This is a genomic window from Bdellovibrionota bacterium, from assembly GCA_035292885.1.
Taxonomy (GTDB): Bacteria; Bdellovibrionota_G; JALEGL01; order JALEGL01; family DATDPG01; genus DATDPG01.
On record DATDPG010000019.1, the window covers coordinates 1 to 13,959 of the forward strand.

A 13,959-nucleotide genomic window follows, 5' to 3' on the forward strand; every position below is an offset into this window, starting at 1 on the left:
AACATCTGGAGAAGTGTTACCCGGAGGAAGGGTGCGGTTTTCTTATCGGCCGTGCGGTTGAAGGAGACCGACGGGTAATTCGAGTTCAACCTTCTCAAAATTATGGAGGCGAAAGCCGCGGGCGGCGCTATTCGATTGACCCGAAAGAATTCATGATGGCTGATCAAGGGGCTCGCGCCGATCATCTGGATATCGTTGGAATCTACCACTCTCATCCCGATCATCCGGCAGCGCCGAGCGAGTTCGATCGGGTAAACGCGTGGGTAGGTTACTCGTACGTCGTTGTGGGGGTTGAAAAAGGGAAGTCCAAGGGATTTACTTCATGGACGATGAATCGAGAGAATGGGGAATTTTTAAGTGAAGAGATCCGAAGGGAGAACGAATATGTCGATTAAAGTACTGATCCCCACTCCGCTCCGAGCCTACACGGCAGAAAAGGACAGCCTCGAAATGGCGGGGAACACGGTAGGCGAAGTCCTGCGAAACATGACCGCGCAATATGCGGATCTCAGGAAACATCTTTTTGATGACAAAGGAGTTCTCCGAAACTTTGTGAACGTTTATCTGAATGACGAAGATGTGCGCTTCTTAAAAAAGGACGCCACGCCGCTCAAGGATGGCGATACCCTGACGATCGTTCCGTCGATAGCGGGAGGATGAGGAAAATGTCGCTGTCGCAAGAAGAGGTCCAAAGGTACAGCCGCCATCTCATCATGCCGGAGGTCGGGACGGAGGGACAGGAGCGCTTGAAACAAGCATCGGTCCTGATGATCGGCGCCGGGGGGCTCGGCGCTCCTCTCGGTCTTTACTTGACCGCGGCGGGCATCGGACGGATCGGCATTCTCGATTTTGATCGCGTGGACGCCTCGAACCTGCACCGTCAAGTCATCTATGGAACGGACGATGTGGGCCGTTCCAAACTGGGTGCCGCGAAGGATCGACTCGCGAACATGAATCCCAACGTTGTGATCGAAACGCATGAGACAAAGCTCACTTCGGAAAATGCCATGGAGATCATCGGACGATACGACATCGTTGTGGACGGTACGGACAATTATCCGACGCGGTATCTGGTGAACGACGCCTGCGTGTTGCTGAAGAAGCCGAACGTGTATGGCTCCATCTTTCGTTTCGAGGGGCAGGCATCGGTGTTTGATGCCACGCGAGGGCCATGCTACCGCTGCCTTTATGCCGTCCCTCCGCCTCCCGGACTTGTCCCGAGCTGCGCGGAAGGAGGTGTCCTGGGAATTCTTCCTGGGGTCATCGGCACGATTCAGGCGACGGAAACGGTGAAACTGATTTTGGGCCGCGGAGAATCGTTGATCGGCCGCCTTCTTCTTTACGATGCGCTTTCGATGAAGTTCCGAGAGCTCAAATTACGAAAGAACCTGGAATGTCCGATCTGCTCCGACCGGCCGACGATCACAAAATTGATCGATTACAACGAATTTTGCGGGATTCGACCGGATCCGGTGGTGGAAGAGGCGTTCGAGATTACGCCTCAAGAGCTGAAAACTCGGATCGATCGAGGGGACAAGTTCGTTCTTCTTGATGTCCGGGAAGCGAACGAGTACTCGATTTGTCATTTGGAGGGGGCGAAACTCATTCCGCTGCGTGAGGTGCCGAACCGTCTGAATGAACTGAACCTGGGCGAGGAAATCATTGCGTATTGCAAAATGGGGAAACGCTCGCAAACCGCCGCCGACCAACTTCGCAAAGCCGGATTTAAAAAAGTCATGAGCCTAAAGGGCGGAATCAACGCCTGGTCGAATGAAATCGATCCGTCCGTTCCAAAATATTGACCGGTGCCCCCGGGGCGTTCCCATTCCGAGTATGAGGTGAAAGCCGAAAGGGAGGCATGCGTCTTGGCCGGGCGGCCCGTGCAAACGACAAGACTACCCAAAAATTGGTCGCATTCGTGCTCGACGTGGTCCCGAACGTCACAAGATTTTGTGATCCGCTTTTGAGCCAAACTGCACGCCAATTTTTCTTCGCGCCATTTTTGGCTAGACGGCTCCCTTCTAAAGTATTGATAGCCTGATAACATCACAACACGCGCGGCGTATTTAAAGAGGAGGGTTCATGGATTCCGCGGAAACTTCCGTACCGGCTGTCATGGATGAACAGGACGTCAGAGTTCTCTTCAATATTCTCACCGCGGCTCAGTATTGCAGAAATCTTGACGAGCTCTTGGATCGTTGCCTCAAAGCGGTTGTTGAACTCCCGGGACTTGAAATCGAATCCAAGGGCGGCATTTTTCTTGTCGATGAGAAGGAGAAGCGGCTCAAGTTAGCAAGGTCGTACGGTTCCTTTACGGATGAATTTCTCGCCAAGGAAGCCGTCATTCCCATGGGCGCTTGCCTGTGTGGCCGGGTCGCCCAGTCCGGTGAAAGTATCGTAAGCAATAGCTCTTTTACCGATAAGCGTCACGAACACACCTTCGCCGGAATGACGGAGCATGGGCATTACATCTTGCCCATCAAGTCGAATGGAAAAACCATCGCAGTCATGTTCCTTTATACCGATAAAGACCCGCCATTTCAGGCTCGCCGCCTCAAGTTACTGGAGGCGATCGCCGGCTATCTCGGCATGGCCATTGAAAGATTCCTGGAGTTTCAGGCCCGCACCCAAGCGGAAGCTCTGGCGCGGACAAAGGACTCGTTCTTTGCAAACATGAGCCATGAGATACGAACACCCTTGAACGGTATCATGGGTATGGCCGGACTGCTTCTCGACACAAAGTTGGATAACGAACAACGTGAATATGTTGAAAGTGTCACCAAGAGCGCGGAATCATTGTTGCGAATCATTAATGATGTCCTCGATTTTGCGAAGATGGAATCAGGTAAGCTGGAGATTGAGGCCGTGGACTGTTCCTTGCGCACGATTGTCGAGGAGGTCGTCGAAATGATGGCATTGCAGGCATTCGAAAAGCGCGTCGAGTTGCTCTGCGATCTTGACACTCTTCTTCCCGAAGGAGTTCGAACGGATCCGTTAAGGCTTCGGCAGATTCTCGTCAACCTTATATCGAATGCCGTGAAATTTACGGAAGAGGGGGAAGTCAGTCTCTCGGTGCGACCCGTGGACCGGCAAGGGGAGTATATGACGATCCGATTCACGGTTAAGGATACGGGAATCGGCATCCCGGAAGACAAGCAAGATCGTCTGTTTGAAGAGTTTTTTCAGGCCGATGGCGGGACAACAAAAAAATACCAAGGGACGGGACTCGGGTTGGCCATTACGCGCAAACTTGCGCAGCTGCTTGGCGGCGAGATTTCTTTTAAGAGCTCCGCCGGGCAAGGGAGCGAATTCTGGTTCGACCTCAAGCTGCAGATCATTGCGAAAGATCGACAGGAAATGCTCCATTCCTTCAAGTCATTAAGGGATAGAAAGATACTGATCGTGGATGACAATGCCACGAATCGCCAAATTCTGAAGCGACAACTTGAGATGGTCGGCGCTAAAGTCAGCACCGCAAAAGATCCCACCGCCGGGCTGATGTTGCTTTACAAATCGGTTAGTGAACACGCTCCTTTTGCCGCGGCGATTTTGGATTTCCAGATGCCGGACATGAACGGCGAGGAGATGGGGAAGGCGATCAAAAACGACGCCTTGCTGCAAGACACGCCGCTGGTGATGCTAACTTCAGCCGGCGACATCGGGGAAAAGAGCCGATTTAAGAACATTGGTTTTGATGCTTTTTTGACGAAACCGGTTAAGCGCTACACGCTCTATGAGTGCCTCGAAGCGATCTTCCATCGTGAAGTACCGCCGGCGCCTGAGGAAAGTGAAAGGCCCTTGCCGCCAACGACCGCCGTCGCGACGAGGCTGAGTATTCTCGTGGCGGAGGATAATGTTATTAACCAGAAAATCATCCTGGCACTTTTGAAAAGGATGGGTCACGAGGCCGATCTAGCTGAAAACGGCGTCCAAGCCATCTTCGCGGCGGGTCATAAGAAATACGACCTCATTCTTATGGACTGTCAAATGCCCGAAATGGACGGTTTCCAGGCGACAAAGCGGATCCGTGAGAGCAACAACCCAAATGCGCATACTAAAATCGTCGCCTTGACAGCCTATGCGATGAAGGGCGACGAACAGAAGTGTCTCGATTCGGGCATGAATGGCTATATTTCGAAACCGGTCAAACCGGAGAGGCTCTCGGAACTCATCCACCAACACGCGCTCTCGATCGCGAGTGAAGGGGCAGGGTAAGAGGAAGGCACAATGATAGCGCGACACTATCGAAAGGTCTTTGGAGTTAGGTGGCCGGTCAGCTTTGATCCTCGTGAAGCGGTTTTTTGGTTCAATTTCGGGTGGGTGGCCCTCATGGTTTTCTTGGTTCTCGGGGGGCTGCACGTATCGGGGGAACGATTTCTCCATAGATTGGGCCCGTATCACTGGCTGATCGAGGCTCTTTGCATCGTTTCCGTGCTTCTTCCCACGGCATATTTTTTTCTCATGCAACCGCTCAGGAGAACGCTGGAGCAGCGAAACTCTCTTACGACAGCCATCGAGAAGAGCGGAAATATTTTCGTTATCGTAGACAAAGCGGGAAACGTCAAATACGCCAATGACCGTTTCATGGATGTGAATGGATATTCTAAAGAAGACCTGCCGAGCTTGAACTGGAGGTCCTTTCTATTTTCGGATGGAACGTCTCAGGCGGAAGCCGACCTTCTCCATGCGATCGAAAAAGGAGAGTACTGGTCGGGCGAACTTCGCTTTAAAAAGAAAAATGATGAAATAGGCGAGCAATACGGAGTTGTTTCAGGCGTGAGGAACGAAGCGGGAGCGATCGAGCGGTATCTTATTCTCAGTCAGGATATCACTGAACAACAGCGGGCAAAGGCGGAGAAAGTTCAGCTTGAGGAGGAGCTTCGCCAGGCTCAAAAGATGGAGTCCTTCGGCCGATTGGCGGGAGGAATCGCGCACGATTACAATAATATTCTCTCGGTTATCTTAAATTACGGAGACTTCGTCTCTCAGCAACTGAACGGCCAGGACCCGGTCAGGGCGGATGTTGAAGAGATTCGACAAGCCGCCCTGCGGGCTGTAGGCCTGACCCGAAGGCTTCTGATCTTCAGCCGCCGAGATCTCCCGAAGGTTGAGACCTTGTGCGTAAACGACGTCGTGCGAGAAATGGAAAAAATCCTCCGAAGGACGATTGGCGAGGATATCACTCTTAAGACCGATCTTGCCGATGATCTGAACGATATAAACATGGACCGCGGGCATTTAGAGCAAATCCTCATGAATTTTTTCACGAACTCGCGTGATGCGATGCCCTCGGGGGGGAAGATTGTAATTGAGACTTCAAATGTGTCCGTGGATGAGGCCTATGCAAGCCAGCGAAAAGGAGTGACGCCGGGAGAATACGTTCAGTTGAGCGTGAGTGACAACGGGATCGGCATGAATGCAGAAACAGCGGCTCGCATTTTCGAGCCGTTTTTCACCACCAAGCCCAGCGACAAAGGGACGGGGTTGGGTTTGTCGGTGGTCTACGGAATCATCAAACAATCGCTGGGGAATGTTTGGGTCTATTCGGAGCCGGCCAAGGGAACGACGTTTAAGGTGTTGTTGCCGGTTACCAAGACGCATATTGCGCGTGTCGCAACGGAAGCGCAGCCCGCTGTTTCCGCGGGCAACGGGGAGCTTGTGTTGCTGGCGGAAGACGATCCGAAAGTGCGTAATATCACTCGCCGGATCTTAGAAATGGGTGGTTACAGGGTTTTGCCGGCGGAAGATGGGATGGATGCGTTTCACCTCTTTGAAACACAACGAAAAAAGCCTGATTTAGTCGTGACAGACATTATCATGCCGCAAATTTCAGGACCCCTTTTGGTGAAAAAACTGCGCGCGATTGATCCAAAAGTTAAGGTCCTTTTTATGTCCGGCTATTCCGGATCGGTGATCGAACACCATGAGATTCTCGAATCGAAAGAAATGTTTCTTCAAAAACCGTTCACCCGAAAGGAGTTGTTAGAGAAGGTCAATCAAATCTTGAGACAAGATATCGCTCGCCGACGCGCCGGTTCTCCCAAGCTCGTTTAAGGAGGTAATGTTTGATCCGGAGATAGACGGCACGCCACTTGGCGCGGCGTTGTCGCTGGTATCTCTTCTCGCAAAGGCGTAGAAGGGTCGGGATGAACGAGCCGGCGGGCACGTCGAATATCAAGCGGATCGTGGCGATCGGCGATTACCTCCCACGCCAATGTGGCATCGCGACGTTCACGACGGATCTCTGCGAGGCCCTTTCAACCCAGTTCCCCAATACCGATGTGTTTGCCGCCCCTGTGAATGATACGGACGAGGGGTACGACTATCCTTCCCGCGTCCGTTTTGAGATCGCCCAGGACGATCTTTCCTCCTATCGGCGTGCCGCCGATTTTCTCAACATCAACAATGTGGATGTGGTTTGTGTGCAGCACGAATACGGGATCTATGGGGGGAAGGCGGGAAGCCACATCCTGGCGCTCTTGAGTGAACTCCGGATGCCGGTGGTCACGACTCTCCATACGATTTTGGAGAACCCGGACCCGAATCAGAAAAAAGTGATGGAAGAACTCACGCGGCTCTCGGACCGTCTGGTGGTGCTGAGCCAGCGGGGCGTGAAGTTTCTCGAAGAGATCTACCATGTCCCGTCGAACCGGATCCAGATGATCCCCCACGGGGCACCCGACGTCCCGTTTGTGGATCCCAATTTTCACAAGGACCGCTTCGGTGTGGAGGGGAAGACCGTCCTTCTCACGTTCGGGCTGCTCTCGCCCAGCAAGGGGATCGAGTATGTGATCGAGGCCCTTCCGGCGATTCTGGAGCGATACCCGAACCTGGTCTTCATCGTCGTCGGGGCGACTCATCCGAATGTGCTGAAGGAAGATGGCGAACTGTACCGCCTGCAACTGGAGCGGCTGGCCGCGGACCTGGGCGTGAATCAAAACGTCGTTTTCCACAATCGTTTTGTGGATATCGAGGAGTTGGTGGAGTTCATCGGGGCCGCGGATCTCTACGTGACGCCTTATTTGAACCGCGAGCAGATCTGCTCGGGAACGCTCGCTTATACGGTGGCGGCCGGCAAACCCGTGATCTCCACGCCGTACTGGTACGCCGAGGAACTCCTCGCCGACGGCCGCGGAATCCTGGTTCCCTTCCGAGACGCGCAGGCCATCGCGGGTCGAGTGATCGAGCTCCTTCAGACGGAAGCCGACCGGCATGCCATCCGGAAACGGGCGTATCTTTTCGGCCGGGAGATGATCTGGTCGAAAGTGGCCGCCGGATACATGCAGACGTTCGAAGAGGTGCGTGAGCATCGGAGGCGGCGGCCGAAGCCCTTTTCGGTCCGGACGCTGGATCAAAGGCCCGCCGAATTACCTCCGTTGTCCCTGAATCATCTGAACCGGCTCACCGATGAAACCGGCCTTTTTCAGCATGCGATTCACACCATCCCCAACTATCGTGAGGGGTACACCACGGATGACAACACGCGGGGCTTGATCCTTACGGTACTTCTCGAGGACCTTGGGGAGGAAGAAGAGGTTCAGGAAACGGAAGATCTGCCGGCTCGGTATCTGGCTTTTGTCTCTTACGCGTACAATCCCGAAAACGGACGTTTCCGGAATTTTCTCGGATTCGACCGGCGCTGGTCGGAGGAAATGGGTTCGGATGACAGCCACGGGCGGGCTCTCTGGGCCTTGGGGAGCGTGTCGGGCCGATCGCGGGATTCAGAGCGGGCCGCCCTGGCGGGACAACTTTTCAACACGGCTTTAAAGGCGATGAAAGACTGCACGAGCCCGCGTTCGTGGGCTTTCACGCTTCTCGGGTTGCACGATTACCTCAAGCGCTATGCCGGCGACCGCGACGCCCGCCAAATGCAGGAGATGCTCGCCGAGCGATTGACGGAAATGTTCGCCCGCAACGCGTCCGCGGACTGGACATGGTTTGAAGACGTTCTGACGTACTCGAACGCCTCACTCGCCCAGGCGCTCCTTGTTTCGGGTTCCGCTTTGGGGCGCTCCGCATACATCGAAACGGGGCTTCGGGCGCTTTCGTGGCTTGGCTCCATCCAGGGAGCCAACGAGGGTCACTTCGTTCCGATCGGGTCTTCTGGATTCTATCGTCGGGGAGGCGACCGGGCGCGCTTTGATCAGCAGCCGATCGAGGCGCAAACCATGGTGTCCGCATACCTGGAAGCGTATCGCATCACGGCCGACAAGAAGTGGCGGAAGGATGCGCAGCGCACCTTTGAATGGTTCCTGGGCCGCAACGACCTGAGGCTTCCGCTCTACGATCCCTCCACCGGAGGTTGCAGGGACGGGCTTCATTCCGATCGCGTCAATCAGAATCAGGGAGCCGAATCGACGTTGGCGTTCTTGATGGCGCTCTTGGAACTCAGGCTGGCCGATCAAGTGCTGCAAATTTAAAACAAGAAACGGAGTGGTGCATGAGCCCGGGGAAAAAGGAATACGACGATCTTTTCGTCCGAAGTGAACGAAATCCCATTCTTTCGGCCACCGATTGGTCGTATGCCGTAAACACGGTCTTCAACGCCGGGGCCACGCGCCTGGCGGATGGAACCACCCTGCTTCTCTGCCGGGTGGAGGACCGCACCGGGCATTCGCATCTCTGCGCCGCGCGCTCGAAGAATGGAGTCGACGGTTGGCAGGTGGATTCTCAGCCGACATTCAAACCCGATCCCGAGAATCATCCCGAGGAAGTTTGGGGAATCGAGGATGCCCGGATCACGTATCTCGCGGAATTAAAGAAATATGCGGTCGTGTACACGTCTTTTTCTAGGGGCGGGCCGGGAGTTTCCATTGGGTTGACGGAAGACTTCCGAACGTTCGAGCGCCTGGGCGTCGTAATGCCTCCCGAAGACAAAGATGCCGCGCTTCTTCCCCATCGCATCGATGGGAGATGGGTCATGATTCACCGGCCCTCCACGCCGCTTGGGTCGCACATCTGGAGTTCGTATTCGCCCGATCTCCGGCATTGGGGGGACCACAAGCTTGTGCTTCAAGCCCGGCGGGGCGCGTGGTGGGACGCCAACAAGATCGGTCTCAACACGCCTCTGATTGAAACGCCGCAAGGTTGGCTGATGATTTACCACGGCGTGCGACACACGGCCGCCGGAGGTCTCTATCGTTTGGGCCTCGCGCTGTTGGATTTAAAACGTGTGGAACATTGTCTTTTGCGGGGAGAAACGTGGATCTTCGGACCCGAAGAGACCTACGAGCGGGAAGGGGATGTAGGCAACGTCGTCTTTCCGTGCGGGCTTACCATCGATCCGGATGGGGACACGATTCATCTATATTATGGAGCGGCGGACACGTGCATCGCCTTGGCCAACGCGAGCCTTCAAAAATTATTGAGTTGGCTTGACCAAAACGGCCGCCCCGAACGCTTTCCGGTGTGAGCCTGAGCCGCGCAATCGAATCTCCTAGGATTAATTCCGGGAGCCTCCGTCCCCTTCAATAATTCGGATCGCTTCTTTAGCCGAACTTCGCACGTCTTTGTTGGAATCCTTCAAGGCATGTTTCAGGGCCGGTAGCGCCTGTTTCGCGGCCGGCTCAAATTCCCCGAGGATCTTGGCCGCTTCCGACCTGCCCCACGCGGAACATGTTTTGAGACATTTCGTCAGGTGAGGCACGACGTAGTCCGGATTGGCTTCAATCCTGCTCAGCGCTTGCGCGGCCCGAAGTCGCACGCCTTCGTCCTTGTCCCTGGCCAGAATCGACTTCAACTTGGGCGTTGCGGAATTAGCGGGCAGGCCCAACTTCCAAAGGAGTGTGGCCGAAAGTGCCCGGGCAAGCGGAGAACGGCTCGACAGAGTCTCGATCAATTCCGGGATCGCCTGCTCCCGCATTTCCTCCAATGCATTCGCGGCCGCCGTGTGTTTTTTTGGATCGGGATCGGCCAAATCCTTCGCCCATTCCCGGGCACTTCTTGTGGGCGTTGGAGAGGGTGTGGGAACCGCGGGGGTTGGCGTGGCAACCGGGAACACCGACCGCGTCGGGGAGACAACGGGTGTCGGCGCGGGCGCTGAGACTTGGAAGGCGAAACACGTTCCGGCCCAGCCGAGGACGAAAATTGAAATCCACCCTGCCACAATAGTCTTCCGACGGAACAGTTTAATTTTTCTTACGGGCGCAAGCCAGAATTTCATCCGTTCCTGCCACATGTCCGGGACCTGCGATCCATACCTACCGACGTATTCCCGATTCGTCCAGGACAAATCGGAGAAATCGTCGGTGCGGCGGGCCGCCCATGTATAATGCCGGCGAATCATCGCTCGGGAGAAAGGTTTTTATGGACTGGCGAATTATCGGACTCAATATTGGGAAAGATCAACGACCCTACGTGGAATATCGCCGCCGGCATTTTTTACGATCGACAGCTGTGGAATTCGTGGCGCGACCACGATTCGATTCCGGATCGCTTAAGCTTCATGTTCGGAAGCTATAATGCGGGCCGGAATACTATCCTCAAAGCGAAAGAAACGGCGCGGCAAGAGAATCTTGACGATCGCGTCTGGCCCTCCATTGTGGTCGTGGCCCCCAAAGTTCCGCGATGGCGGCACCGCCAAACTCTCGAGTACGTCCGAAAAATCGAGGGAGGTTACTCGAATCTATGCAGCTCGGAGAAGGGGTTCAGCGATTTTTTGGGCCGGTGAGATCGTGAGATTCTATTTTCATTGTGGCCTTCCATCCCTGCGGCGTGGATCAACCGGAATCGGAACCCGCGCTCCGGCGACGCGAGGCCGATACATGAGGTATATTCCCTTAAAGAGCTGGCGGATTGGTTAATGTGTCACTTTCTTCCCTTTCGTTTCGGGGAATAGCCAGATCCACGTACCGGTGAGAATCGCGAAAAAGGAAGCCAGGAAAATTCCGCCGCCGAGACCGTAGCGATGGGCCACTTTGGCGATGATGACCGGCGTGAAGAACTGCACTCCGCGGGCAAGATTGAAAGCCGCGCCCATCGCGGTGTTGCGAATGGACGTGGGGAAGAGTTCCGAAAAGAGAGGCCCGTAACCGCCGAACATCCCGGTGCCGAATCCCACCAGGAACATGAATCCTAAAATCACGGGGGGATATACGGCGACCCAGTTCCAAAAGATCGTGATCATCGTGAGTCCGAGAGCCATCAGAAAAGAATAGATCGAATAGGCCGGCCTTCTTCCCCATCGGTCGGCGCAAAACCCGAACGTCCAGTAGCCGAGAAATCCACCGCTCTGCGTGATGAGCATCCAGAGAGTCGACTTGGCCAACGAGAATTGCCTTTGTTGGTGCAGATAGCCGGGGAGCCAGGAATAGGTGAACCAATAGGCGGACATGTCGAAAACGGCCAGGACCAACGAAAGGAAAAACAGTTTTCGGAAGGGCGCAAAAAAAAGACTCAGAAATTTGCTCTCCGAAGGAACCGTTCGTTTGCGGTCCAACCAGACGTCCGACTCCGGCATGCTCTTTCGGATGGCGATCACCAGGAGCGCGGGAAGGATCGAGATAAAGAAAGTCGCCCTCCAACCGATGAGCGGGGCGATCAGGCCTCCCACCACGGAGGCAAGGGCGATTCCGACCGGCGCTCCGGTCTGAACGTACGCGCCGTACCGCCCACGCATGCGGGGAGGGAAGGTTTCGCCGACATAGGTCTGGCCCGTCGCCCATTCCCCGCCCACGCCGAGACCGGTGATGATTCGAAAAACGACGAGCGTTGAAATATTCGCCGACAAGCCGCAGAGAAAAGTTCCGAGACTGTACGTGAGGATCGTCCACTGAAGGACGTTCCGCCGGCCGTAACGATCGGAGAGGACTCCGAATATCACTCCGCCGATCGCCGTGGCCGTAAGCGACGCGCCGAGAACGTAAGCGAGTTGTTCGTTGGACAGATTGAACTCGGCGCCGATCGGAAAGGCGAGGAAGGTATAAAGAATCAGATCGTAGAAATCGAATACCCAGCCGGCCCAGCTCAACCAGAGAATCCGATAATGCGTACGGGTGGGACGCTCGTACTCATTGAGAAGTTTCTTTGGGGTGTCTTTCACGGGCTTCAAAATTCTATCAGACAATTCTTTTGTCTAAGATTGTTCTCACATCTAGCGGAAATAGTTCGAGCCTCTATTGCGAACGTTCGGTATTTGGACTATCCAGGGAACCGATCATGCGTATTTTGGAGGCAGCCAATCTATTCATCCTTGGGTTTTGCTCACTTTGCCTTTCAACCGGCTTAGCCCAAGACAATGGAGGTGCGAACATGGAATTCAAAATTCAGTCCAAGAACTTCGATCACAAGGGAAAAATCCCTTCCCTATACACCTGTGAAGGGAAGGATATCTCGCCGCAACTTTCATGGGCGGGAGCCCCCACGGGAACCAAGAGCTTTGCGTTGATATGCGATGACCCCGATGCTCCCGATCCCAAAGCTCCCAAAATGACCTGGGTGCATTGGGTTCTCTATAATATACCGGCGTCGACAGCGGAGTTGAAGGAAGCGGTTCGTGCGACGGATCTCCCGAAAGGCACCAAAGAAGGCTTGAACGACTGGAAACGGACCGGCTACGGAGGACCCTGTCCGCCCATCGGAGAACATCGCTATTTCTTCAAGCTCTATGCCCTCTCCAAGGATCTTCCCGATTTGGGAACTCCGACCAAACAGGGGCTTGAAAAAGCGATGAAAGACAGCATCCTTGGCAAATCGGATCTCTTGGGCACCTACGAGAAGCAAAAAAGGTAGGTAAAAGATGAGTCCGGGATCGGGGCTCACCCATGAACGAAGGAGCCGAGGTGGCATCTCTGCCGTCCATTATGAACTGAGCTTCCCTCCGTCCCTGGAGTTCCAAGCGTATTTCGAGGCGGGTGACCTGCGTGACCGGTCCACGAAAAACGTTGTGCTGAGAACGGAACTTTGGCCGCCCGACGAGTGCTTCCACGCGCCGGGGGAAAACAAGATCGTTCCGTTGCAAGAGATGGCACTTCCGGCTCCTTTATCCCATTGATGATCCACCCGTCTGAAACCAACGCCGGACCGGAACGATGGACCAGCTCGCCGATTACCTGGCGAGGGTCCGGGAGTGGAAGGTTGTATGCCACGGATTAAGACATGGTTCCTTGGAATAGCAGTCCTGCTCCTGCTTCTCCTGATTACTCCTTATTTTTTTCTTGGGTCAATCATCAAAGCAGGAATCAAAAGTGTCGGCCCCAAAGTGACCAAGACGGCAGTCGACGTGAGTCTGGTAACGCTCTCGCCATTCACGGGGAGTGGGCGGATCCGTGGCCTCGTGATCGGCAACCCGGCCGGTTTTAAATCGGAGTCGGCGGTTAAACTGAAGAATTTCCGCATCTCGCTTAACCCGACTTCGCTTGCGAGCGACGTCATTCACGTCCGCTCCGTTCTCATTGAAGCACCGGAGATTACGAAAGAGGGGGCCAATCTGGAAACGATTCAAAGGAACGTCCAAAGTTTCGTGCCTGCCGAATCGGGGCGGAAAGGAGAAAAGAGTTCGTCGACGAAAGTGGTTATCGATGATCTCTGGCTCAAAGAGGCCAAGGTTCATCTTGAACTGTTGGGCCAAATGAACACGATTTCGATTCCGGACATACATCTAACGGACATCGGTAAAAAGTCCGGGGGAGTCACGCCCGCTCATGTGGTCGACCTGCTCCTCGGACGTGTTCTACTTGGTGTCGCCACGGGAGCGACGGATCTGGGTAGATCGGTCTCGGGCAGCGCCCAAAGGATCGGATCCAGGCTCAAAACACTCTTTCGAAAGAAATAGGCGCGGTGGGAAGTGCTTTGATGGTCAATCCCGATTTCGGCGGCACGAAGCCGACGACCTGGAAACGGCACTATCATCTTTGATAATCGCGGAGAGTCGTCGAAAAGGCGGCTGGCGGAGATCCTCATCCGCAATATAGAGGGATTTCATTCGTAATGCATTATTGCGGGATGTGAGCTGCATCCGCC

At 54.7% G+C, this 13,959-nt stretch carries 12 protein-coding genes; 10 read left to right on the forward strand and 2 right to left on the reverse strand.

What is annotated here, in order from left to right; translation table 11 throughout:
- The 7 genes from VI895_01040 to VI895_01070 all read left to right on the forward strand — a co-directional run.
- On the forward strand, positions 1–395 hold a 395-nt coding region (locus VI895_01040; protein HLG18383.1), incomplete at its 5' end, for a M67 family metallopeptidase.
- Complete coding sequence (locus tag VI895_01045) at positions 385–660, forward strand: MoaD/ThiS family protein (protein ID HLG18384.1); 276 nt, start codon at positions 385–387, stop codon at positions 658–660. The genes VI895_01040 and VI895_01045, both read left to right, overlap by 11 nt.
- A 5-nt stretch (positions 661–665) precedes the next feature.
- Positions 666–1,802 (forward strand): molybdopterin-synthase adenylyltransferase MoeB, encoded by a 1,137-nt coding sequence (gene moeB / locus VI895_01050; GenBank protein ID HLG18385.1) that lies wholly within the window; start codon positions 666–668, stop codon positions 1,800–1,802.
- Positions 1,803–2,082: 280 nt separating this feature from the next.
- Complete coding sequence (locus tag VI895_01055) at positions 2,083–4,215, forward strand: response regulator (GenBank protein ID HLG18386.1); 2,133 nt, start codon at positions 2,083–2,085, stop codon at positions 4,213–4,215.
- Positions 4,216–4,227: 12 nt separating this feature from the next.
- On the forward strand, positions 4,228–6,054 hold the full coding sequence (locus VI895_01060) for an ATP-binding protein (protein ID HLG18387.1): 1,827 nt from the start codon (positions 4,228–4,230) through the stop codon (positions 6,052–6,054).
- 92 nt (positions 6,055–6,146) lie between these two features.
- Positions 6,147–8,420, forward strand: a complete 2,274-nt coding sequence (locus tag VI895_01065) for a glycosyltransferase family 4 protein (GenBank protein HLG18388.1) — start codon at positions 6,147–6,149, stop codon at positions 8,418–8,420.
- A 20-nt stretch (positions 8,421–8,440) separates the two neighbouring features.
- Entirely contained in the window at positions 8,441–9,412 is a 972-nt protein-coding gene (locus tag VI895_01070; protein HLG18389.1) for a glycosidase, read from the forward strand.
- Positions 9,413–9,442: 30 nt separating this feature from the next.
- Here the strand turns inward: VI895_01070 and VI895_01075 are convergent, their stop codons facing one another.
- Entirely contained in the window at positions 9,443–10,285 is an 843-nt protein-coding gene (locus VI895_01075; protein HLG18390.1) for a HEAT repeat domain-containing protein, read from the reverse strand.
- A gap of 48 nt (positions 10,286–10,333) precedes the next feature.
- Between VI895_01075 and VI895_01080 the strand changes: the two genes are divergently transcribed.
- Positions 10,334–10,669 carry a hypothetical protein gene (locus tag VI895_01080; GenBank protein ID HLG18391.1) on the forward strand — a complete coding sequence of 112 codons (336 nt, stop codon included), beginning with the start codon at positions 10,334–10,336 and terminating at the stop codon, positions 10,667–10,669.
- A gap of 129 nt (positions 10,670–10,798) precedes the next feature.
- On the opposite strand, the gene VI895_01085 is transcribed toward VI895_01080, so the two are convergent.
- On the reverse strand, positions 10,799–12,040 hold the full coding sequence (locus VI895_01085; GenBank protein HLG18392.1) for an MFS transporter: 1,242 nt from the start codon (positions 12,038–12,040) through the stop codon (positions 10,799–10,801).
- 209 nt (positions 12,041–12,249) lie between these two features.
- Between VI895_01085 and VI895_01090 the strand changes: the two genes are divergently transcribed.
- A complete protein-coding gene (locus VI895_01090; GenBank protein HLG18393.1) occupies positions 12,250–12,729 on the forward strand; it encodes a YbhB/YbcL family Raf kinase inhibitor-like protein in 480 nt (159 codons plus the stop codon).
- Between the two features lie 349 nt (positions 12,730–13,078).
- A complete protein-coding gene (locus VI895_01095) occupies positions 13,079–13,771 on the forward strand; it encodes a hypothetical protein (GenBank protein ID HLG18394.1) in 693 nt (230 codons plus the stop codon).
- Positions 13,772–13,959 lie beyond the last annotated feature (188 nt).